This window comes from Pseudoalteromonas sp. MB41 (assembly GCF_020966275.1).
In the GTDB taxonomy this organism is placed as follows: Bacteria; Pseudomonadota; Gammaproteobacteria; order Enterobacterales; family Alteromonadaceae; genus Pseudoalteromonas; species Pseudoalteromonas lipolytica.
Window position 1 is genome coordinate 258,439 of record NZ_JAJJZF010000001.1, and the last position, 20,414, is coordinate 278,852.

18 protein-coding genes and 10 tRNA genes are annotated in these 20,414 nt (G+C 43.0%); 24 read left to right on the forward strand and 4 right to left on the reverse strand.

The window, feature by feature from the left end:
• Positions 1-45: 45 nt before the first annotated feature.
• The 13 genes from LPA49_RS01160 to LPA49_RS01220 all read left to right on the forward strand — a co-directional run bounded on the left by LPA49_RS01160 (position 46) and on the right by LPA49_RS01220 (position 4,064).
• Positions 46-654: a 50S ribosomal protein L25/general stress protein Ctc gene (locus LPA49_RS01160; protein ID WP_036967397.1), complete on the forward strand. Its 609-nt coding sequence runs from the start codon at positions 46-48 to the stop codon at positions 652-654.
• Between the two features lie 19 nt (positions 655-673).
• Entirely contained in the window at positions 674-1,258 is a 585-nt protein-coding gene (pth, locus tag LPA49_RS01165) for an aminoacyl-tRNA hydrolase (protein WP_036967395.1), read from the forward strand.
• 34 nt (positions 1,259-1,292) lie between these two features.
• Positions 1,293-2,384 carry a redox-regulated ATPase YchF gene (gene ychF, locus LPA49_RS01170; RefSeq protein ID WP_036967393.1) on the forward strand — a complete coding sequence of 364 codons (1,092 nt, stop codon included), beginning with the start codon at positions 1,293-1,295 and terminating at the stop codon, positions 2,382-2,384.
• 453 nt (positions 2,385-2,837) lie between these two features.
• Positions 2,838-2,914, forward strand: a tRNA-Met gene (locus LPA49_RS01175).
• A gap of 60 nt (positions 2,915-2,974) precedes the next feature.
• Positions 2,975-3,059, forward strand: a tRNA-Leu gene (locus tag LPA49_RS01180).
• Positions 3,060-3,094: 35 nt separating this feature from the next.
• Positions 3,095-3,169, forward strand: a tRNA-Gln gene (locus LPA49_RS01185).
• Between the two features lie 4 nt (positions 3,170-3,173).
• A tRNA-Met gene (locus LPA49_RS01190) sits at positions 3,174-3,250 on the forward strand.
• A gap of 86 nt (positions 3,251-3,336) precedes the next feature.
• Positions 3,337-3,421, forward strand: a tRNA-Leu gene (locus LPA49_RS01195).
• 40 nt (positions 3,422-3,461) lie between these two features.
• Positions 3,462-3,536: transfer RNA gene (locus tag LPA49_RS01200), tRNA-Gln, on the forward strand.
• 65 nt (positions 3,537-3,601) lie between these two features.
• A tRNA-Leu gene (locus LPA49_RS01205) sits at positions 3,602-3,686 on the forward strand.
• Positions 3,687-3,726: 40 nt separating this feature from the next.
• Positions 3,727-3,801: transfer RNA gene (locus LPA49_RS01210), tRNA-Gln, on the forward strand.
• A 65-nt stretch (positions 3,802-3,866) separates the two neighbouring features.
• A tRNA-Leu gene (locus tag LPA49_RS01215) sits at positions 3,867-3,951 on the forward strand.
• A gap of 38 nt (positions 3,952-3,989) precedes the next feature.
• Positions 3,990-4,064 (forward strand) — tRNA-Gln (locus LPA49_RS01220).
• A gap of 121 nt (positions 4,065-4,185) precedes the next feature.
• On the opposite strand, the gene LPA49_RS01225 is transcribed toward LPA49_RS01220, so the two are convergent.
• On the reverse strand, positions 4,186-5,355 hold the full coding sequence (locus LPA49_RS01225; protein WP_230235255.1) for an FAD-dependent oxidoreductase: 1,170 nt from the start codon (positions 5,353-5,355) through the stop codon (positions 4,186-4,188).
• Positions 5,356-5,613: 258 nt separating this feature from the next.
• Here LPA49_RS01225 and miaB point away from each other — a divergent pair, with 258 nt between their 5' ends.
• The 5 genes from miaB to lnt are packed head-to-tail and all read left to right on the forward strand — an operon-like array spanning position 5,614 to position 11,055.
• On the forward strand, positions 5,614-7,059 hold the full coding sequence (gene miaB / locus LPA49_RS01230; RefSeq protein WP_036967384.1) for a tRNA (N6-isopentenyl adenosine(37)-C2)-methylthiotransferase MiaB: 1,446 nt from the start codon (positions 5,614-5,616) through the stop codon (positions 7,057-7,059).
• 50 nt (positions 7,060-7,109) lie between these two features.
• The gene (locus LPA49_RS01235; RefSeq protein ID WP_036967381.1) at positions 7,110-8,162 is read left to right on the forward strand and encodes a PhoH family protein; all 1,053 of its coding nucleotides are present in this window, start codon (positions 7,110-7,112) and stop codon (positions 8,160-8,162) included.
• Complete coding sequence (ybeY, locus tag LPA49_RS01240) at positions 8,159-8,614, forward strand: rRNA maturation RNase YbeY (protein ID WP_036967379.1); 456 nt, start codon at positions 8,159-8,161, stop codon at positions 8,612-8,614. The genes LPA49_RS01235 and ybeY overlap by 4 nt, the downstream gene beginning before the upstream one ends.
• A 22-nt stretch (positions 8,615-8,636) precedes the next feature.
• On the forward strand, positions 8,637-9,521 hold the full coding sequence (gene corC / locus LPA49_RS01245) for a CNNM family magnesium/cobalt transport protein CorC (RefSeq protein WP_036967376.1): 885 nt from the start codon (positions 8,637-8,639) through the stop codon (positions 9,519-9,521).
• Positions 9,502-11,055 (forward strand): apolipoprotein N-acyltransferase, encoded by a 1,554-nt coding sequence (gene lnt, locus LPA49_RS01250; RefSeq protein ID WP_230235256.1) that lies wholly within the window; start codon positions 9,502-9,504, stop codon positions 11,053-11,055. Before corC ends, lnt begins: the two co-directional genes overlap by 20 nt.
• Positions 11,056-11,191: 136 nt before the next feature.
• Here the strand turns inward: lnt and LPA49_RS01255 are convergent, their stop codons facing one another.
• From LPA49_RS01255 to LPA49_RS01265, 3 genes are all read right to left on the reverse strand, one after another.
• Positions 11,192-11,668, reverse strand: a complete 477-nt coding sequence (locus LPA49_RS01255; RefSeq protein ID WP_230235257.1) for an FKBP-type peptidyl-prolyl cis-trans isomerase — start codon at positions 11,666-11,668, stop codon at positions 11,192-11,194.
• Positions 11,665-14,067, reverse strand: coding sequence for a Lon protease family protein (locus LPA49_RS01260; RefSeq protein ID WP_065978076.1), 2,403 nt, complete (start codon positions 14,065-14,067; stop codon positions 11,665-11,667). Before LPA49_RS01260 ends, LPA49_RS01255 begins: the two co-directional genes overlap by 4 nt.
• 69 nt (positions 14,068-14,136) lie before the next feature.
• The gene (locus LPA49_RS01265; RefSeq protein ID WP_074989684.1) at positions 14,137-14,595 is read right to left on the reverse strand and encodes a zinc ribbon-containing protein; all 459 of its coding nucleotides are present in this window, start codon (positions 14,593-14,595) and stop codon (positions 14,137-14,139) included.
• 176 nt (positions 14,596-14,771) lie between these two features.
• Between LPA49_RS01265 and leuS the strand changes: the two genes are divergently transcribed.
• The 6 genes from leuS to rlmH are packed head-to-tail and all read left to right on the forward strand — an operon-like array spanning position 14,772 to position 20,414.
• Complete coding sequence (leuS, locus tag LPA49_RS01270; RefSeq protein ID WP_075593703.1) at positions 14,772-17,360, forward strand: leucine--tRNA ligase; 2,589 nt, start codon at positions 14,772-14,774, stop codon at positions 17,358-17,360.
• Between the two features lies 1 nt (position 17,361).
• Positions 17,362-17,853 carry an LPS assembly lipoprotein LptE gene (gene lptE, locus LPA49_RS01275; protein WP_065978078.1) on the forward strand — a complete coding sequence of 164 codons (492 nt, stop codon included), beginning with the start codon at positions 17,362-17,364 and terminating at the stop codon, positions 17,851-17,853.
• On the forward strand, positions 17,853-18,893 hold the full coding sequence (holA, locus tag LPA49_RS01280) for a DNA polymerase III subunit delta (RefSeq protein WP_065978079.1): 1,041 nt from the start codon (positions 17,853-17,855) through the stop codon (positions 18,891-18,893). The genes lptE and holA overlap by 1 nt, the downstream gene beginning before the upstream one ends.
• 12 nt (positions 18,894-18,905) lie before the next feature.
• Positions 18,906-19,541 carry a nicotinate-nucleotide adenylyltransferase gene (gene nadD / locus LPA49_RS01285; protein ID WP_036967354.1) on the forward strand — a complete coding sequence of 212 codons (636 nt, stop codon included), beginning with the start codon at positions 18,906-18,908 and terminating at the stop codon, positions 19,539-19,541.
• A gap of 56 nt (positions 19,542-19,597) precedes the next feature.
• Positions 19,598-19,915, forward strand: a complete 318-nt coding sequence (rsfS, locus tag LPA49_RS01290) for a ribosome silencing factor (RefSeq protein WP_036967352.1) — start codon at positions 19,598-19,600, stop codon at positions 19,913-19,915.
• A 28-nt stretch (positions 19,916-19,943) separates the two neighbouring features.
• Positions 19,944-20,414, forward strand: a complete 471-nt coding sequence (rlmH, locus tag LPA49_RS01295; protein ID WP_180310938.1) for a 23S rRNA (pseudouridine(1915)-N(3))-methyltransferase RlmH — start codon at positions 19,944-19,946, stop codon at positions 20,412-20,414.

Here is a 20,414-nt window from a genome sequence, read left to right on the forward strand (position 1 = left end):
ACCTTGGTCGCAAAGGCCCTAAGACTTTTAATTTTTGGAGACATTATGTCAACTTATACATACAATGCAGAATTACGTACAGAAACAGGTACTGGTGCGAGCCGCCGCCTACGCCGTGAAGATAAAGTTCCTGCAATCCTTTACGGTGCTGACAAAGAAGCTGCATCAATCGTTCTTGCACACAAAGATATGATCAAAGCGCAAGAAGACGAAGGTTTCTACACGCACATCCTTACTTTAAACATTGGCGGTGAGTCAGTTGAAGCTATCCTTAAAGATATTCAACGTCACCCGTTCAAGCCTAAGATCACTCACTTAGACTTCCAACGTGTAGATGCTTCTCACAAACTTCACACTAAAGTGCCAGTACACTTCATCGGTGAAGAGAAAGTAACTAAAGCAGGTAACACTGTTGTTCACCAATTAACTGAAATCGAAATCACGTGTCTTCCTAAGTCACTTCCTGAGTTCGTTGAAGTTAACGTTGCTGATTTAGTTGCAGGTGATTCAATCCACCTTTCAGACCTTAAACTACCTGCAGGTGTTTCATCTGTTGAGCTAGCTAAAGGTGCAGACCACGATCAGTCAATTGTTACTGTAAAAGCTAACAAAGCTGCTCCTGCTGAAGAAGCTTCAGAAGACGCTGCAGAATAATTTTTAAGGTGTACACACCTTGAATTCTATTCAAATGCTTGTGGGCCTGGCTAATCCAGGCCCCGAATACGCAAATACACGCCATAATGCAGGTGCTTGGTTCATTGAAGAACTCGCAGCACGCTATAACTGCACACTCAAACACGATCCTAAATATCACGGCCTCACTGGCAAAGTGATCATTCAAGGCCAAGAATTTAAATTACTGATCCCAACTACTTACATGAATTTAAGTGGTAAGGCGGTGAGTAGTCTCGCTAATTTCTTTAAAATCCCTGTTGAGAACATTCTCGTAGCGCACGACGAAATGGATCTTGATCCCGGCATTGCTAAACTAAAAAAAGGTGGCGGCCACGGTGGTCACAATGGTTTAAAAGATATTATTGCGAAAATGGCAAACCAAAAAGATTTCATGCGCCTTCGTATCGGTATTGGTCATCCGGGTCACCGAGAAATGGTGACAGGCTGGGTACTTGGTAAAGCCGCTAAAGAAGATCAAGAAAAAATGGATGCCGCTATTGATGAGGCAGTTCGTTGTATGGAAATTCTTGCAAAAGATGGTGTGTTAAAAGCACAAAACAGACTACATTCATTTAAACCTTAATCCGTTTTAATGAAATTACACAAGGTATCTTACTATGGGTTTTAAATGTGGCATCGTTGGCTTGCCAAACGTTGGTAAATCAACATTATTTAATGCACTAACTAAAGCGGGAATTGAAGCCGCTAACTTCCCTTTCTGTACCATCGAGCCGAACACAGGTGTGGTACCGGTGCCTGATGCACGCTTAAATGCATTAGCCGAAATCGTAAATCCGCAACGCATTTTACCAACAACGATGGAATTCGTTGATATTGCAGGCCTTGTAAAAGGCGCTTCAAAAGGTGAAGGTTTAGGTAACCAGTTCCTTGCGAATATTCGTGAAACTGATGCAATCGGTCATGTAGTGCGCTGTTTTGAAGACGAAAACATCGTTCACGTTGCCGGCACTATCGACCCTGCTGACGATATTGATGTCATTAACACCGAATTAGTACTGGCTGATATGGACAGCGCTGATAAAGCAAGTTTCCGTAATGCGAAAAAAGCCAAAGGTGGCGATAAAGATGCAAAAGAACAAAACGCAGTTCTAGAAAAAGTAAAAGCACACCTTGATGAAGGTTTAACGTTACGTTCTTTAGAACTAACAAAAGAAGAAAAAGCAGCTATTAAGCCTTTAAACTTCTTAACAATTAAACCAACAATGTACATCGCAAACGTGGCAGAAGATGGTTTTGAAAATAATCCATACCTCGACAAAGTGCGTGAAATCGCAGCTGCAGAAGATGCGGTTGTTATTCCTGTCTGTGCGGCTATCGAATCAGAGCTATCTGAGCTTGAAGAAGAAGACAAGCTTGAGTTTATGGCTGACTTAGGTCTTGAAGAGCCGGGCCTTAACTTAGTGATCCGTGGCGGGTACGAATTACTTAAATTACAAACCTACTTCACAGCAGGCGTAAAAGAAGTACGTGCATGGACAATTCCTGTCGGCGCAACAGCACCACAAGCGGCAGGTAAAATTCATACTGATTTCGAACGTGGCTTTATCCGTGCACAAACTATCGCTTTTGATGATTATATTGAGTTCAAAGGTGAAAGCGGCGCGAAAGAAGCAGGTAAAATGCGTCAAGAAGGTAAAGAGTACATCGTGAAAGACGGTGATGTTATGAACTTCTTATTTAACGTATAAGTTGTGTAGCACACTCTATATAAAAGGCTCGTTATCACGAGCCTTTTTTGTTTTCTGAATTGACACCACGACGCGCAGGCTATTTTTAGCGCTGTAAACAGAGCTATTTTATCTATTTGCTCTGTGTATAGTATTCTACTCCTATCACTGTAAATACGTTTATGTGTTATAAAAACTCTCAACAAAATAGTTTTTAAATTTACACACTTAATTTTTGTATAAAAATCAAACAGATTAAAAGTGGGCTTTTATTAGCAACAATACGTAATATACTTTTAGTGGTGTCTTTGTCTGTCAAAAAAACAGCAATTTAAATAAAATTTAGCCGCTTAGCTTAATTTTAATGCAAACAAACCCTGTTAAGCGTTTTTTTGCAAAAAAGGTGTTGACGGATTTAGGTCATATCAGCATAATACGCCCCGCACTCAGCGATGAAGTGCTAACAAAAAAGATGGCTAAGTAGCTCAGTTGGTTAGAGCACATCACTCATAATGATGGGGTCACAGGTTCAAATCCCGTCTTAGCCACCATTCTTTTTGTTGCTCAATGAAGAGTTAAAAATAACTACCAGTGTTTTTTAAACACAAAATGCGGGAGTGGCGGAATTGGTAGACGCGCTGGATTTAGGTTCCAGTAACTTCGGTTGTGAGAGTTCAAGTCTCTCCTTCCGCACCATGTTCTGATAAGAACTAAAATTATCAAATTTTTGTTGGGATATCGCCAAGCGGTAAGGCAGCAGGTTTTGATCCTGCCATTCCCAGGTTCAAATCCTGGTATCCCAGCCACAATGGCTAAGTAGCTCAGTTGGTTAGAGCACATCACTCATAATGATGGGGTCACAGGTTCAAATCCCGTCTTAGCCACCATTCTTCTTTTAGAATGGCTCTGCAGGAGTTTAAACTGCACTCAATGAAGAGTTAAAAATAACTACCAGTGTTTTTAAACACACAATGCGGGAGTGGCGGAATTGGTAGACGCGCTGGATTTAGGTTCCAGTAACTTCGGTTGTGAGAGTTCAAGTCTCTCCTTCCGCACCATGTTCTTGATAAGAACCAAAACTATCAACTTTTTCTTTGTTGGGATATCGCCAAGCGGTAAGGCAGCAGGTTTTGATCCTGCCATTCCCAGGTTCAAATCCTGGTATCCCAGCCACTTTCTCTACCAAGAGAGTGAATAAGAAAAACTCTGTATAGAGTATAAAAATGCAACTTAATGATGCGGGAGTGGCGGAATTGGTAGACGCGCTGGATTTAGGTTCCAGTAACTTCGGTTGTGAGAGTTCAAGTCTCTCCTTCCGCACCATGTTCTTGATAAGAACCAAAACTATCAACTTTTTCTTTGTTGGGATATCGCCAAGCGGTAAGGCAGCAGGTTTTGATCCTGCCATTCCCAGGTTCAAATCCTGGTATCCCAGCCACTTTCTCTACCAAGAGAGTGAATAAGAAAAACTCTGTATAGAGTATAAAAATACAACTTAATGATGCGGGAGTGGCGGAATTGGTAGACGCGCTGGATTTAGGTTCCAGTAACTTCGGTTGTGAGAGTTCAAGTCTCTCCTTCCGCACCATGTTCTTAAGTAGAACTAAAACTCTTCAAGTTTAGCGTTGGGATATCGCCAAGCGGTAAGGCAGCAGGTTTTGATCCTGCCATTCCCAGGTTCAAATCCTGGTATCCCAGCCAACTTCCTTTCTAATTTCTAATTTCTAATTTCTCCAAAATTTAATTCATTTTATTTAGCGCAAAAAAAAACAGGCTAATTTTCATTAACCCGTTTCTTTATCGTTTATGTGTATTATTTTGTTTAACTGAGTGTCCCACTAATGGCATATTTTAATACCCAGTTCTTAGCCGGGCCAATATTGTTCGCTAGTTTTAAAAACTTACTACGTGCCCAACTGAGTGGCTGTAGTTCATTTGAGAATCCGAAGTAACAGGCATCCATCATACTCATCATAAGTAAATTAGCGCGACGACGTTTCTTCTCATACTGCTTTAATACCGCATGCTGACCAACATCATCGTGGCCAGCAAGAACCTCTGCAAGTGCAACCACATCTTGAAAACCTAAATTAACCCCTTGGCCTGCCAAGGGATTAATAGTGTGTGCTGAGTCGCCCACTAAGACTAAGCGCCCTTGCGAATAATCATTTGCGTGCTGACGAGCCAATGGAAAAACAGCATGCTCAAGTAACTCAAATTCACCCGGCAACTCAGGAAAATGCGCAATGAGTTGGGCTTTTAGTTGTTCTGTGGGGAGTTTATTCCAACGGTTTAAAACCGACGCGTTGTGGTAACAAATTAAATTTGCATACGGGGCTTGCATAGGCAAAAACGCCACTGGGCCCGTTGGTGTAAATTGTTGCCACGTTTTAACTTGTTGCGGCGCATCCAGTTTAATTAACACACCCATACAGTGTTGACCATATTGCCACCCTGTTACACCTAAGCCAGCTTTGCTACGTAATTGTGATTGTCCGCCATCTGCAGCAACCACTAAATCAGCCGTATATTGGGTGTCATCGTAATGAAGCGTGATTGAATCACTCTCTTGGCTTATCTCTGTAACCGGTGTTGTCTGCTCAATGACCTCGATGCCATATTGAGAAAATTGCTGCCAAAGACTCGCTTGAATTAGGCTATTTTCGATTAAATGACCCAGATGTGTTTCACCAATATCATGGCAATCAAACAATAAGTTTTCACCTTGTTGCTGATACGCCTCAAGCTGTTGGTATGGAGCGATACGATTTTGGCGCAATAACGGCATTGCCCCCAGCTCATCAAGTAAGTTTTCTGAAAAACGATTAATAGCCGAAATGCGAATATCCACCTTATCTGAACTGAGAATGTCATCAGCATCGATAAGGTGCTTTTCAATAATAGTGACGTCCCTGCCCTGCTGTGCCAGTTTAACAGCTGTGGCAGCACCTACCATGCCACCACCAACAACAATTACCTTATTTTTCTTCATTTAATAGTCGCTCATTTGGCTATTTGAATACGGCATAAATTGTAACGTAATTCACTAAACTGTGTCAGTGCATTTACGCGTTAAGAATTTTAAAACAGTGACTTGTTTGATTTCACACCACAAAGATAAAAACTATACTTGGATCTGTGCGGGTATCCAGCTAAAATACGCGTCCTTTAAGTCGGCATTAAAGCCGCTTAATCCTGTTTCTAACACATTTTTGTGTCACTACCGAATTGAAAACGAGGCTATATTTCAATGAGTAAAAAGCTGCATATTAAAACCTGGGGTTGTCAGATGAACGAGTACGACTCTCAGAAAATGGCGGATCTACTGGATGCGACTAACGGCTATCAGTTAACTGATGAAGCTGAAGATGCAGATGTGATCTTACTCAACACCTGTTCAATTCGTGAAAAGGCGCAAGAAAAAGTATTCCACCAGCTAGGCCGTTGGAAACTATTAAAAGACGATAAACCTGACCTTATCATTGGTGTAGGTGGCTGTGTAGCGTCACAAGAAGGTGACTCAATTCGTCAACGTGCGCCGTTTGTCGATGTAATTTTTGGCCCGCAAACGTTACACCGTTTACCAGAGATGATTAAGCAAGTGCAAAGTGGCGACAGCACATCTGTTGTTGACGTATCATTCCCTGAAATCGAAAAGTTCGACCGTTTACCTGAGCCAAAAGCAGAAGGCCCAAGTGCGTTCGTATCGATTATGGAAGGCTGTTCTAAATACTGTACTTTCTGTGTTGTGCCATACACGCGCGGTGAAGAAGTAAGCCGTCCACTTGATGACGTACTACTCGAAGTCGCCCAGCTCGCTGAGCAAGGCGTACGTGAAGTAAACTTACTAGGTCAAAACGTAAACGCTTACCGCGGTGAAACGCATGATGGCGAAATTTGTTACTTCTCTGACCTACTGCGTTATGTTGCCGCGATTGATGGTATTGACCGCATTCGTTACACCACTTCGCACCCAGTAGAGTTTACTCCTGACATCATCGATGCATATGCCGATGTACCAGAGCTTGTCGACCACTTACATTTACCAGTGCAAAGTGGCTCTGACCGTATTCTTAATTTAATGAAACGTGGGCATACAGCTCTAGAGTACAAATCAACGATTCGTAAATTACGTAAAATTCGCCCTAACTTAAGTATGTCTTCTGATTTTATCATTGGTTTCCCTGGCGAAAGCAAAGCAGACTTTGAAGCAACAATGAACCTTATCAATGATATTGGTTTTGATATGAGCTTCAGCTTTATCTACAGTGCACGCCCTGGTACACCAGCAGCTGATTTACCGGACGACGTATCAGAGCAAGAGAAAAAAGAGCGTTTATACCTTTTACAAAACCGTATTACGCAAATGGCACAGCAAATCAGTCGCCAAATGTTTGGTACTGAACAGCGAATTTTAGTTGAAGGTCCTTCTAAGAAGAACCCTATGGAGTTACGTGGCCGTACTGAAAACAACCGTGTGGTTAACTTTGAAGGCCCACATTCAGTGATCGGTCAATTCGTTGATGTACGTATTACTGAAGCGTTGCCAAACTCTTTACGCGGTGAATTAATTCGTACAGAATCAGAAATGAATCTGCGCCGTGATATTGCGCCATCGTCTATTCTTAGTAAAGCAGCCGAAGCAGACGCTGCACAAGCCCCTAACGAAATTGGCGTTGCAACTTTCGTCCCTTAGGGTGAATTTTGGTGCTGGCCCTTGCCAGCACCCATCAATAGGAAGCAATTTTGAGTAATCAATTAAAAACTTTAGAGATTTATTTAGAACCCGCCGACAACAAACGCCTTTCATCTTTATGTGGTCCGTTTGACGAAAACATCAAACAAATTGAACGCCGACTAGGTGTTGAAATTGCCCATCGCGATAATTTTTTTAGAGTCACTGGTAAACTTCACTGTGCAGCAGCCAGTGTCGAAATCTTAAAAAACCTTTATGTTGATACTCAACCAGTTCGTGGTGAAATTGGCGAAATTGAACCCGACGCTGTGCACTTAGCGATTAGCGAATCAAACGCCCTTGATCAAGACGACAACCCGGGCGTTTATGGTAAAGACATGGTGATAAAAACTCGCCGTGGCGTTATTAAACCGCGTAACGATAACCAAGGCGTGTATGTGGCTAATATTCTGCATCACGATATTACCTTTGGTATTGGCCCTGCAGGCACAGGTAAAACCTACCTTGCCGTTGCTGCTGCTGTTGATGCACTGGAGCGTCAAGAAATTCGCCGTATTCTGCTTACTCGCCCTGCCGTTGAAGCAGGTGAAAAACTGGGTTTCTTACCTGGCGACTTGAGCCAAAAAATCGACCCTTATTTACGCCCTCTTTATGATGCATTATTTGAAATGCTCGGCTTCGAGCGCGTTGAAAAACTGATCGAAAAAAATATTATCGAAGTAGCACCGTTAGCGTACATGCGTGGCCGTACATTGAATGACGCATTTATCATCCTAGATGAAAGCCAAAATACCACCGCAGAGCAAATGAAAATGTTCTTAACCCGTATTGGTTTTAATTCTAAGGCCGTTATTACAGGCGATATCACCCAAGTAGATTTACCGCGTGGTGCGCGCTCGGGCCTTCGCCATGCGATTGAGGTACTTAACGGTGTCGATGAAATTAGCTTTAACTTTTTCCAATCACATGATGTGGTACGCCACCCTGTTGTGGCGCGTATTGTTGAAGCCTATGAGCGCAACGATGAAGCTGAACGTTTAAAACGGGCTGAAAAACAACGCGTAAAAGAAGCGCAAGCAAACCAACAAGAAGCAAACTCGTGACCGAATTAGATTTACAAATAGCGTGTGAGTTTGACAACTTACCAAGCTTTGAACAATTTCAACTGTGGGCTGATAAAGCCCTCAGTCACTACCGTGAAGATGCTGAACTGACAATTGTGATCAGTGATGAGGCACAAAGCCAACAACTCAATAATGACTACCGTGGTAAAGATAAACCGACTAATGTCTTATCATTTCCATTTGAAGCCCCCCCTGGTATTGAGTTACCTTTAGTGGGTGATTTAATTATATGTCCAGCTATCGTTTTAGCTGAGTCAATTGAGCAAGAAAAAACCTTTCACGACCATTTTGCCCATATGGTGATCCATGGATGCTTGCATTTACTTGGATTTGACCATATAAAGGACGAAGATGCACTCGAAATGGAAAGCATAGAGAAGCAATTACTTGCCGATCTGAACATTGCTGACCCATATCGAGACGATATTTAAATTTACGGAGCAATTAGACGCAATGAGCGACGACAACTCGCAAACTAGCCAGGGTTCTTCTGGTAAAACGTGGCTGGGCCGCATAGCCCAGATGTTACAAGGGGAACCCCAGAATAGAGAAGAGCTGGTAGAAGTAATTGCCGATGCGCAAGAACGCGACCTTATCGACCCTGAAACAAAAGAAATGATTGAAGGGGTATTAGGTGTGTCAGAACTAAAAGTTCGAGACATCATGATACCACGTTCTCAAATGGTGACGCTTGAAATTGACGCACCATTAGAAGAGCTACTCCCGATGATGGTTGACTCTACACATTCTCGTTTCCCCGTGGTTTGTGAAGATAAAGATCACATCGAAGGTATATTACTCGCAAAGGATTTATTGCCTTTAATTCTAAATAAAGATGAACTATTGCCATCACTACGTGACTATTTACGTCCTGCTATGGTGGTTCCTGAAAGCAAACGAGTTGATACGCTGTTAAATGAGTTTCGTCAACAACGTTATCACATGGCCATCGTTATTGATGAATACGGGGGTGTGTCAGGATTAGTAACCATCGAAGATATTCTCGAAATCATTGTGGGTGAAATAGAAGACGAACACGATGAAGAAGAGGAACAACAAGATATTCGACAAGTTGCGAAACATGTTTACGCAGTTCAAGCTCTAACACCTGTTGATGACTTTAACGAATATTTTAAAACGGGTTACAGCACCTCTGACGCCGATACAATTGGTGGTACGGTTTTACATGCGTTTGGTCATATGCCAAGCCGTGGTGAGACGATAGACATTGAAGGCTTACAATTTAAAGTCACCAATTCTGACAATCGTCGCATCTTACAATTGCAAGTCACCATTCCTAAGGCTGATGATAACGACAGTGAAGAAACTGCTAACTAACCTCTGGGTTCTTGCAAAAGATAAAAAAGCCTGGCTCGCACTTATTGCGGGCCTCTTTTTAACCTTAAGTTACGCCCCCTTTAATCTGTGGCACATTGCCTTTCTTTCTCTTGGTGCACTGCTTTATTGCATCAACCCTCTTGCAAACGGTAAAGACGCAGCAAAGCGCAGCGCAAAATATGGCTTCATCTTTGGTTTAGGGTGGTTTGGTGCCGGTATCAGCTGGGTGCATGTTTCAATAGCCACCTTTGGTGGAATGCCATTAATTGCCTCTCTTGGTTTAATGGTTGTTTTATGCGCCTACCTTGCACTTTATCCAGCTTTAGCTGCTTGGCTTAGTACTCGACTGGCTTCAGGGCCTTATAGTTTTGTGTGCTTATTATTGGCAAGTATTGCGGTCACTGAGTATCTGCGTGGCACGCTACTGACTGGGTTTCCATGGCTTAGTTTTGGCTATACACAAACAGACAGCCCACTAAACTTTTTAGCCCCTGTGATTGGTGAGTTTGGTATCACGCTTATATGTGTATTAATCGCCTTTGCGCTATATCGCTTAATAAGTAAAGACATTAAACCTTTGATAGTCTCTGTCGCCGTGCTCATTGGCTTATATTTTATTGCAGGTAACAGCCCAGTTAAATACCAAGATAAAACGATTAAAACCGTGCTCGTACAGGGTAACATCAAGCAACATTTACGGTTTGAGCCGTCTGAGTTTTGGAATACCATGAGCAAATACCAAGACATGACACGCCTGCATTGGAATGCTGATTTAATCGTTTGGCCTGAAGCCGCCGTGCCTGAGCTAGAAGCCCTTGCGACGCAATATTTATCTGGCCTTGACAGTGCCGCAACATTTAATAACACCGCACTTATCACTGGCATTGTTGATTACCAGTACGACACCCGCAATATTTTTAATACCCTCATTGTACTTGGTAAAAAAGAGCCCAGTGACAATGAAGGTCACTATCAGTATTTAGGGCATAACCGCTATCAAAAGCATCAATTGTTACCCATTGGTGAGTTTGTGCCATTTCAAGATTTACTGCGCCCTATCGCCCCTCTATTTGACTTACCAATGTCATCGTTCACCCGTGGTGATGAAGTACAAGATAACTTGCGCGCCAATGGTTTAAATATTTTGCCTGCTATTTGCTACGAAATTGCCTTTGCCGATTTAGTGCGTGGAAACTACAGAAGTGATTCTGATATTTTGTTTACTGTTAGTAATGATGCCTGGTTTGGAGATTCTCATGGCCCGCATCAGCATATGCAAATAGCCCGTATGCGCGCCCTTGAGCTTCAGCGCCCGCTTATTCGCGTAACGAATACCGGTATTAGCGCTGTGTACGACCCTATCGCAAAATCGCAATTGAGCATGCCACAGTTTAAAGCCGATGTGCTTGAAGCGAATATCACCCTAATTCAAGGTGACACGCTATACAGTCGTTTAGGTAATTGGCCGGTATGGCTGGCTGTTTTATTACTAACTGTCATAGGGTTAGTTAGAAAAACCAAAGCAAACGCGTAAAGAATACGACTGTGTTTAATTAGAGTACTATTTTGAGGCTATACCTAATGGGTATAGCCTCATTAATCCCGCGGAATTAAATCAAAAAAAGGGCTCCATTTATGAAGCCCTTTCTTTTTTGTCGTTTGGCTGACGCTTACGATTCAATCTTAAGAAGTTCAACCTCAAATATTAGTAACGAGCTTGGCGGAATGCTACCAACACGTTTACGCCCATAGGCAAGCTGTGGCGGGATATAAAAGGTGAACTTATCGCCTTCGCTCATTAGCTGTAAGCCTTCAGTCCAGCCGGCAATCACTTGGTTTAAACCAAAGCTAATTGGCGAATTGCGTACGACTGAACTGTCAAATACACTGCCATCCATGAGCGTACCATGGTAATGCACTTTCACCTTACTGCTAGTATGTGGCTTAGCTTCATTACCCGCGCTGTGCTCAATTTTGTATTGCAGCCCAGATGCTGTTTCATGAATATCATCAGCTTTACCATTTGTCGCTAAAAAATCAGCGGCCAACGTTTCATTTTCAAGTGCTTGTAATTTCGCTTTTTTGCTATTTTTAAAAATCAAAAAACAAAATACACCTATGACCAATAAAAGAATTAAGTTAATCATTCCGCTTCCTTTTCATCATCATTATCGCCATTAACAATATCGGCAATATTTGCAAGTCGGGCTAATGCCAAGGCATTAATAGAGCCGTCTTGATAGCCCTGCTCCGTCATTTCACCCGCGTCTTTGTCCATTAATAGACTTAACGCCTGGTCTACTGTTTCAACGGCATAAATATTAAAGCGGCCTTTTTCAACGGCGTCGAGCACTTCATCATCAAGCACCAGGTTCACTTGGTTTGACTTTGGAATGATCACGCCTTGCTCGCCCGTTAAGCCACGCATTTTACAGAGTTTAAAGAAGCCTTCGATTTTCTCGTTAACACCACCAATAGATTGCACGTCACCATGTTGGTTAATTGAGCCTGTAAGCGCAATTGACTGGCTAATAGGTAAGTTGGTTATTGCCGAGATAAGCGCACAGAGCTCGGCCAGTGACGCACTATCACCGTCGATATAACCGTAACTCTGTTCAATCGCGATATTAGCACTGAGCGTTAAACTAAATTGCTGCGCATATTTGTTACCTAAGTAGCCGGTTAGTAGCATCACCCCTTTTGAGTGAATTGCTTTACCCAGCTCGGCCTCACGCTCAACGTCAATGACCCCATCAGCACCGGCATAAACCGTGGCAGTAATACGTGCAGGCGTACCAAACGATGTATCACCGATATGCAGCACCGTTAAGCCGTTTACTTTACCCACAGCCTGACCTTCGGTAGCAATGAGGATCTGCCCCTCTTTAATATCGCTAAGCATGGTTTCTGAAATTTGCCCAGTACGGTACTGTTTACCAAGAATGGCTTCATCAATGTGGTGCGCATCAATCAGTGTATGTCCATCTTGCTTGGCATAAAAACTGGCTTCGGCCACCAACTCAAGAACATCTGCAAAACGTGCAGACAGCTTATTTTGATGCTCAGCTTGGCGATAACTAAACTTGAGTAAACGTGCCATTGCCGCTTCGTTTGCAGTACAATTTAAGGTTTTCTCACAGTATTCAGTCACTTTGGTAATAAACTGGTACTGCAGCTTATCGCTGCTTGGTAAGTAATAATCAAAGTCAGCAAGCACACGAAACAGCTCAGCAAACTCTTCATCGTACTCACCAATGGTGTAATACAAATCACGTGAACCCAGCAGCACAATTTTTACATCCAGCGGAATAAGCTGTGGACGTAAAGTAAAACTGCTCCCCACTGAACTGTCTTGATATGGTAAGTCGTTCTTAATTTGATGCGTTTTTAAAGACAGTTTTAGGCCATCCCACACTTGTGGATTCGCCATTACTTTTTCAGCGTCCATAATCAAGTAACCGCCATTAGCACGGTGCAGTGCACCCGGCTGAATTGAGCGATAACTGGTTATGAGCGAGCCCTGCGATGTCGCGTATTCAATTTTGCCAAAAATATTGCCAAACGTTGGGTTAGGCTCGTAAACAACAGGCGCTGCATCCCCTTCTTTAAATTCGACTAAAATATTGGGTGCGAAAAAGTCGGTTAACATGCCCTTGCGGTCAAAATCTTCTTTGTTTTCGTCGTTGTCATCATCGTCGAGCCACTCCAGCACCGCATCAATGATTTCTTCACGTATGTCTTTTAAATAACGCAGCACGCCAATATGCGTTGCATATTTGTGCTCAAGCGCTTTAATAAGTGGCTTGGTCGCTAACTCAGCCGTTGATTTTTTAAGATTACGCAGTTTTTCAGATGATTCACGTTTCCAACGCGGTAACTCAATCAGCGCTTCGATTAACGCATCTTCGAGCTTTTCAATCACGTCATAAAATTCAATACGCAATGGCTCTTCGAGTGCCGCAAACTCACTGTCGCTTAATTGCTTACCATTAACCAATGGTGCAAACCCCACCACGCCATTTTCTTCGATAAGCGCTACACTTTGCTCAAGCGCGGCAATTTCTACTGCGGTTATAGCTGCATCGTAAGTATCGGTGAATTCACGGTCTATTGATTTCTTCTTACGCTGATAACCTGGGTTATCGAATGCAGCAGGGAATGTATCAAGCACTTCATCAATAAATGAATCAATATCATCTGCAAGCTGCTTGCTTTGCCCAGCTTGCATAAACAGCGCGATAGGCTCGCGGTGGTCGTCGTAATTATTGACATACAGCCACTCATTAGGCGTTGGGCGGCCTTTTGAATGGGCTGTTAGCTTGTCTTTCACTAAGGTAAAACGACCCAGTGCAGCCTCACCCATAACATAAACATTGTAACCAGGTAGCTCCATACCTAATGAAAAATCGAGCGCACTTTGAGCACGTTGTTGGCCAATAAACGTTAAAGCCTCTGGGTATGGATTATTCATGCATGTAGCAACATGACTGGCGGCAATTTCTGGCGCTAAGGTAGAGACTGGCAATGGGATTAGTTTTTTTGTCATTCTAACTTCTTATTTCCCAGGATTAACTGGGCATTATGGGTAACGCCCAGCTTTTGCTTGCGTTACAGATTAAGGTTGTAATGCCTTACGGCTAAAGTAAATACCACCGCATTCAGTACAAGGGGTAATTTGAGTAGCATGGTAAACATCGTAACTATGTTGGCAATTTTTACATACTAATGTGCCCATGGCTATCCATTCTCCCTGATGATAGACACCATTGTGCTTAAAATCTTGATTTAGGGCCTGCCATTCTAACTGGGTTTTGTCTTCGATGTGCGATAACTCGTACCAAAGCGACTCTTTTAGTTCAAGCCACGCTAAGGAGTCATAATGTTTATCGTTTTCTTTGATGTGATCAATATCGCGTTTAAGGTAGTCGCGATACAGCTCAAGTTTTTCTTTTCCTAGATCTTTAAGTGCCTGCTCAGATTCAACAAACTTCTCCATTGCCTCCTTCAACTCGTGGTCTTTTACATCTTTAAGCCATGCACTTAAATCGCTGAGCCATGTTTTATAATCTGCCATCGTTTACTCCTTCAAAAGTGATGAAAAATCAGTACTTACTATAGTTGAGTATAGGTTAACCTGCCCTGAAAGTGATAATTTCGGAAAAGCCCTTATTTGCCGCTGTGATTAGCCTGTATTTTGGGTTATCCTTAGCGACAATTTTTTATCAATTTGCAAGAAGTCTGGAATCGTAGATGCAAGAGCAATATAACCCGCAAGACATAGAGTCAAAAGTACAAGCCTACTGGGATGAAAACCAAGTATTTAAAGTCACTGAAGATGAGAGCAAAGAAAAGTATTACTGCTTATCAATGTTCCCATACCCAAGCGGCCGACTGCATATGGGTCACGTTCGTAACTACACTATTGGTGACGTAGTATCACGTTTCCAACGCTTGCAAGGTAAAAACGTAATGCAACCTATGGGTTGGGATGCGTTTGGTCTTCCAGCTGAAAATGCCGCAATTAAAAATAATACGGCACCGGCTAAATGGACATACGAAAACATTGACTACATGCGTAACCAATTAAAGCAATTAGGCTTTGGTTATGACTGGGATCGCGAAATCGCGACGTGCCACCCAGAGTACTACAAATGGGAACAATGGTTCTTCACTAAGCTGTATGAAAAAGGCTTAGTATACAAAAAGATGTCAACAGTAAACTGGGATCCAGTTGACCAAACAGTGCTTGCCAACGAGCAAGTAATCGATGGTCGTGGCTGGCGTTCAGGTGCGATTGTTGAGCAAAAAGAAATTCCACAATGGTTCATCAAAATCACTGATTATGCTCAAGAGCTTTTAGATGATTTAGATAAACTTGATCACTGGCCTGAGCAAGTTAAAACCATGCAACGCAATTGGATTGGTCGTTCTGAAGGCTTAGAAATTGAATTCAAACGTGCCGACAACGATGACACATTCCGTGTTTACACAACACGCCCAGATACCTTTATGGGTGTGACTTACGTTGCTGTAGCAGCCGGTCACCCAATTGCACAAGAAGCGGCTAAAAATAGCGATGCTGTTGCGATGTTTGTTGATGAGTGTAAAAACACCAAAGTTGCTGAAGCCGACATGGCAACCATGGACAAAAAAGGCATTGCAACTGGCTTTTACGCAATCCATCCATTAACAGGCAAGCAAGTCCCTATTTGGGTCGCTAACTTTGTACTGATGGACTATGGTTCAGGTGCGGTAATGGCGGTGCCTGCGCATGACCAACGTGACTACGAGTTTGCAAGTACTTACGGCCTAGAAATTACGCAAGTTATTGCACCTGCAGCTGGCAGCGAAGATACGGTTGACCTTGCAAATCAAGCTTTCACAGAAAAAGGCGTGTTAGTAAACTCAGGTGAGTTTGATGGTCTAGAGTTTGATGCAGCATTTAATGCGGTAGCAGACAAGTTAGAAGCACTGGGCGTTGGTGAGCGTAAAGTAAACTTCCGTTTACGTGATTGGGGCGTGAGCCGTCAGCGTTATTGGGGTTCTCCAATCCCTATGTTAAGCGACGAAAATGGCCAAGAGATTGCCGCTACTGAAGACATGTTACCAGTACGCTTACCTGAAGATGTGGTTATGAATGGTGTTACATCGCCAATCAAAGCGGATCCTGAATGGGCTAAAACAACCGTAAATGGCGTACCTGCATTTCACGAAACTGATACATTCGATACCTTTATGGAATCATCGTGGTACTACGCACGTTACTGTAGCCCTCGTTTTGACGAAGGAATGATTGAGCCTGGCGCTGCAAACTACTGGTTACCTGTAAACCAATACATCGGTGGTATTGAGCATGCGATTTTACACTTACTTTACTCTCGCTTTTTCCACAAACTATTACGTGATTTTGGCTTAGTTAACTCTGACGAGCCATTCGAGCGTTTGCTGTGCCAAGGCATGGTATTAGCAGAAACGTTCTATCGTAAAGATGAGAAAGGCGGTGATGTGTGGATATCACCAACCGACGTACAAACTGAAACTGACGAAAAAGGTCGTGTGACAAAAGCATGGCATAAAGTAGATGGTGAGCCGGTATTCTCTGCAGGCATGAGTAAAATGTCGAAATCGAAAAACAACGGTATCGACCCACAACAAGTTATTGCCGAATACGGTGCCGATACGGTGCGTTTATTCATGATGTTCACAGCACCTCCAGAGCAAACTCTTGAATGGTCTGATTCAGGTGTAGAAGGCGCAATGCGTTTCTTAAAACGTGTTTGGAAATACGCAGTCGATGTTGAAACCGTAGGTTATCAAGCACTTGATAAAGCTGCTTTAAGCAACGATCAAAAAGTACTTCGTCGTGAGCTTCATAAAGCCATTGCAAAAGTGACCGATGATGTTGAGCGCCGTCAAACGTTCAACACAGCAATTGCTGCCATTATGGAACTTTCAAACAAGTTATTAAAAGCGCCACTTGCTGATAAACAAGATGTCGCGATAGCAAACGAAGCGCTTGAAGCATTACTTATCATGCTTGCACCTATTACGCCGCACATGTGTCATCAACTATGGCAAGACCTTGGCAAAGAAGGTGACATCTTAGATGCTTCTTGGCCAACCGTGGATGAGTCGGCACTTGTTGAAGATGAAAAGCTAATCATCGTACAAGTTAACGGCAAGCTTCGTGCTAAGTTAACAGTGCCAGCAGATGCCACTAAAGAGCAAGTTGAAGCCCTCGCCTTCGCAGAAGATAATGTGACTAAATTCACAGACGGCGTGACAATCCGTAAAGTAATTTACGTACCAGGCAAGCTTCTGAATGTGGTTGCTAACTAAGATGGCAGCGCTTCATGCACTGAAAAACAGACTAGCTTTAGTGCTAGTCTGTTTACTGGTAACAAGCTGTGGCTTTCATTTAAAGAAAGCCTCTAACTTACCGGATGACTTAAAGGTGATCTCGCTGGTTGGTGATGACGAAAAATCAACCCTGTTCGAGTTAGTCGAAAAAGAGCTAATAGCAAGTAAAGTAGAATTTGACCACGGCGACAGTTCAACGCCTGAGCTCACTATTCACAAAGACCGCTTAGAGCGACAAATATTGTCGTTATTTGATAACGGTCAGGTCGCAGAATATGAGCTTGCTTATAGTGTCAGTTACACCCTTAAACGACCAGGCCAAGAAGCGGTTAACCAACGTTTTGAGCTGTATCGTAACTACCAAGACGATCCTGATAACGCACTTGCAAAAGCCAAAGAACTTGAGCTGCTGCTGAGTGAAATCAGAAAGCAAGCAAGCCGCCGTATTGTTAGAGAGTTATCGCAACTGTAATGCGTTGTTATGCGAATCAACTCACCAGCCAACTAAAAAAAGGCCTCGCCCCTTTCTACATGGTGTTTGGTGAGGAGCCCTACCAAATAGCGGAATGCGTATCACAGATACGTCAAGCAGCTAAACAGCACGGTTTTGACGAAGTCATCAAATTCACATTGATGCAGGGCTTTGATTGGCAAGAGATTATTGCTCAATATCAAAGTATGTCACTGTTCAGTGCACGCACCCTGATTGAATTTGATTTAAACGAGCAAAAACCGGGCACCACGGGCAGTCAAATATTTAAACAGCTTACTGAGCTGGTCAATGATGACACTATTTTAGTGTTAAAAGGCGCCAAAGCCAGCCAAGATATCCAGCGTAGCGCTTGGTTTAAAGCACTCGATAAACAAGGCATCTTTGTGCCTTGTTATCCGCTAACAGGCAATCACCTAACCCGCTGGTTAGATGAGCAATGTTATCGTTTAAATTTAAACCTGCATAACAATGCTAAGCAAAGCCTCATAGAAGCAACTGAAGGCAACCTGCTTGCGTGTCATCAAGAGCTTGAAAAGCTCTCACTGCTTTATGGCAGTGACTTAGTTGACCAACAAGCCGTGATGCAAGGGCTGCTCAATCAATCAAAGTTTGATATTTTCGATTTGAGCGATGCATTACTCAAAGGTCACGCTGAGCAAGCAGTCAAAGTCATGACCAAACTCGCTGCGGATAATACCGAAGCCATGAGTATTTTTTGGGCTATTAATAAAGAAGCCAGCAACCTACTTGCTATGCAGCATGCCAGACTAACGGGCGCCAATATGACTGACTTATACAAGCAGTTTAATATTTGGAAGAATCAACAAGCGACAATCCAACACGCGCTGAATCGTTTAAACAGCAAAGTACTTGAGCAAATAATTAAACAACTCGCTCAATTTGATGCCGCTTACAAACAAGGTAACTTAATTGCCCCTTATCAAGCGTTGACTCATATTTGTTTAGTGTTTTGTCAGCCGTTATCAATCCCCTTACCTTGTCATCCACATTCTGACTGAGAGTCGTAACTGATGATTGCTATTTTCGGTGGCACGTTTGATCCCATTCACTTAGGTCATTTAAATATGGCTGAACAGTGTGTTAAACAGTGCCAATTGAATACCCTCTATTTTATGCCTTGCGCTATCCCCGCTCATAAAGCAAAACCGGGGATAAGCGACGAGCATCGGATTAATATGCTCAAGCTTGCGATAGCGTCTAACCCGCAATTTGCCATCGACTACAGAGAGCTTAACCGCAGCGGTGCATCGTATTCATTACTGAGCTTAAAAGAGCTTCGCAGCGAACACCCGACCGCCCCTATTCTGTTTTTAATCGGCATGGATTCGTTTAATAACTTAGATAAATGGTATCAATGGCAAGAAATAGTCACACTGTGTCATATCGTGGTGTATCAGCGCCCTGGCCAAATATGCCATGTTGAGGGTGAACTGGCCGCTTACAAAGCCGATGCGTTGACTGACAAACTCGCGCAACTAAAACAATCACCTGCTGGCAAGTTATTCTTTTTAAATGGCTTACAAGTAGATGCTGCATCGAGTCAGATTCGAAAACAATTATATTTAAATGATCAGGCCGCGGAACTTTTACCCGCTAGCGTCAGTCAATACATTGCGCAGCATCATCTTTACCAAACAGATGAATAAATACTATCTGCGTGATAAAATAACACATTACGATTATTTACTTTTGAGAAAACACTTTGGATTCTAAACAACTACTCGCATTTGCCCTTGATAAAGTCGACGATATGAAAGCCCGTGACGTGGTACAACTTGATGTTCGTGGAAAATCTGACATTACTGACTACATGGTGGTGTGTTCAGGTAATTCTAAACGCCACGTTCAGTCTATTGCTGATCATGTCGCGAAAGAAGCACGCCATGCTGGTGAAGAGCCACTTGGCTACGAAGGCCAAAATGAAGGTGAATGGGTACTGGTAGACCTCGGTGATGTGGTTGTGCATGTAATGCAAGACCAAACTCGCGACTTCTATGATCTAGAAAAACTTTGGGGTTAACCCTTAGCAAGGACATAGGTAAAGCATTTTGAAGATACAATTGATTGCCGTTGGCACGAAAATGCCAGCATGGGTAGAAAAAGGGTTTACGGAATATCAACGCCGGTTTCCGCGTGATATGCCGTTAGAACTCATTGAAATCCCAGCAGGAAAGCGTGGTAAAAATGCGGATATCAAACGTATTTTACAACTTGAAGGTGAAAAGACATTGGCGGCTATCCCCAAAGGAAACCGCATTGTTACACTTGAAGTAACCGGTAAGCCGATGGATACGCATCAGCTCGCTAAAAGTATGGAAAAATGGCAGCTTGATGGCCGAGATGTCAGCCTACTGATTGGCGGTCCTGAAGGGCTTGCACCTGAGTGTATAGCAGCCTCTGAGCAAAAATGGTCTTTATCGAACCTAACGCTACCGCATCCGTTGGTGCGTATTATTGTTGCTGAAAGCCTTTATCGTGGCTGGAGCTTAAATAACAACCACCCTTATCATCGCGAGTAG

Excerpts from the sequence above, each read along its gene's own strand:
- LPA49_RS01160 (WP_036967397.1), top strand. The coding sequence starts at position 46 with ATGTCAACTTATACATACAATGCAGAATTACGTACAGAAACAGGTACT.
- ychF (WP_036967393.1), top strand. The coding sequence starts at position 1,293 with ATGGGTTTTAAATGTGGCATCGTTGGCTTGCCAAACGTTGGTAAATCA.
- LPA49_RS01225 (WP_230235255.1), bottom strand. The coding sequence starts at position 5,355 with ATGAAGAAAAATAAGGTAATTGTTGTTGGTGGTGGCATGGTAGGTGCT.
- miaB (WP_036967384.1), top strand. The coding sequence starts at position 5,614 with ATGAGTAAAAAGCTGCATATTAAAACCTGGGGTTGTCAGATGAACGAG.
- corC (WP_036967376.1), top strand. The coding sequence starts at position 8,637 with ATGAGCGACGACAACTCGCAAACTAGCCAGGGTTCTTCTGGTAAAACG.
- LPA49_RS01255 (WP_230235257.1), bottom strand. The coding sequence starts at position 11,668 with ATGATTAACTTAATTCTTTTATTGGTCATAGGTGTATTTTGTTTTTTG.
- LPA49_RS01260 (WP_065978076.1), bottom strand. The coding sequence starts at position 14,067 with ATGACAAAAAAACTAATCCCATTGCCAGTCTCTACCTTAGCGCCAGAA.
- LPA49_RS01265 (WP_074989684.1), bottom strand. The coding sequence starts at position 14,595 with ATGGCAGATTATAAAACATGGCTCAGCGATTTAAGTGCATGGCTTAAA.
- leuS (WP_075593703.1), top strand. The coding sequence starts at position 14,772 with ATGCAAGAGCAATATAACCCGCAAGACATAGAGTCAAAAGTACAAGCC.
- lptE (WP_065978078.1), top strand. The coding sequence starts at position 17,362 with ATGGCAGCGCTTCATGCACTGAAAAACAGACTAGCTTTAGTGCTAGTC.
- holA (WP_065978079.1), top strand. The coding sequence starts at position 17,853 with ATGCGTTGTTATGCGAATCAACTCACCAGCCAACTAAAAAAAGGCCTC.
- nadD (WP_036967354.1), top strand. The coding sequence starts at position 18,906 with ATGATTGCTATTTTCGGTGGCACGTTTGATCCCATTCACTTAGGTCAT.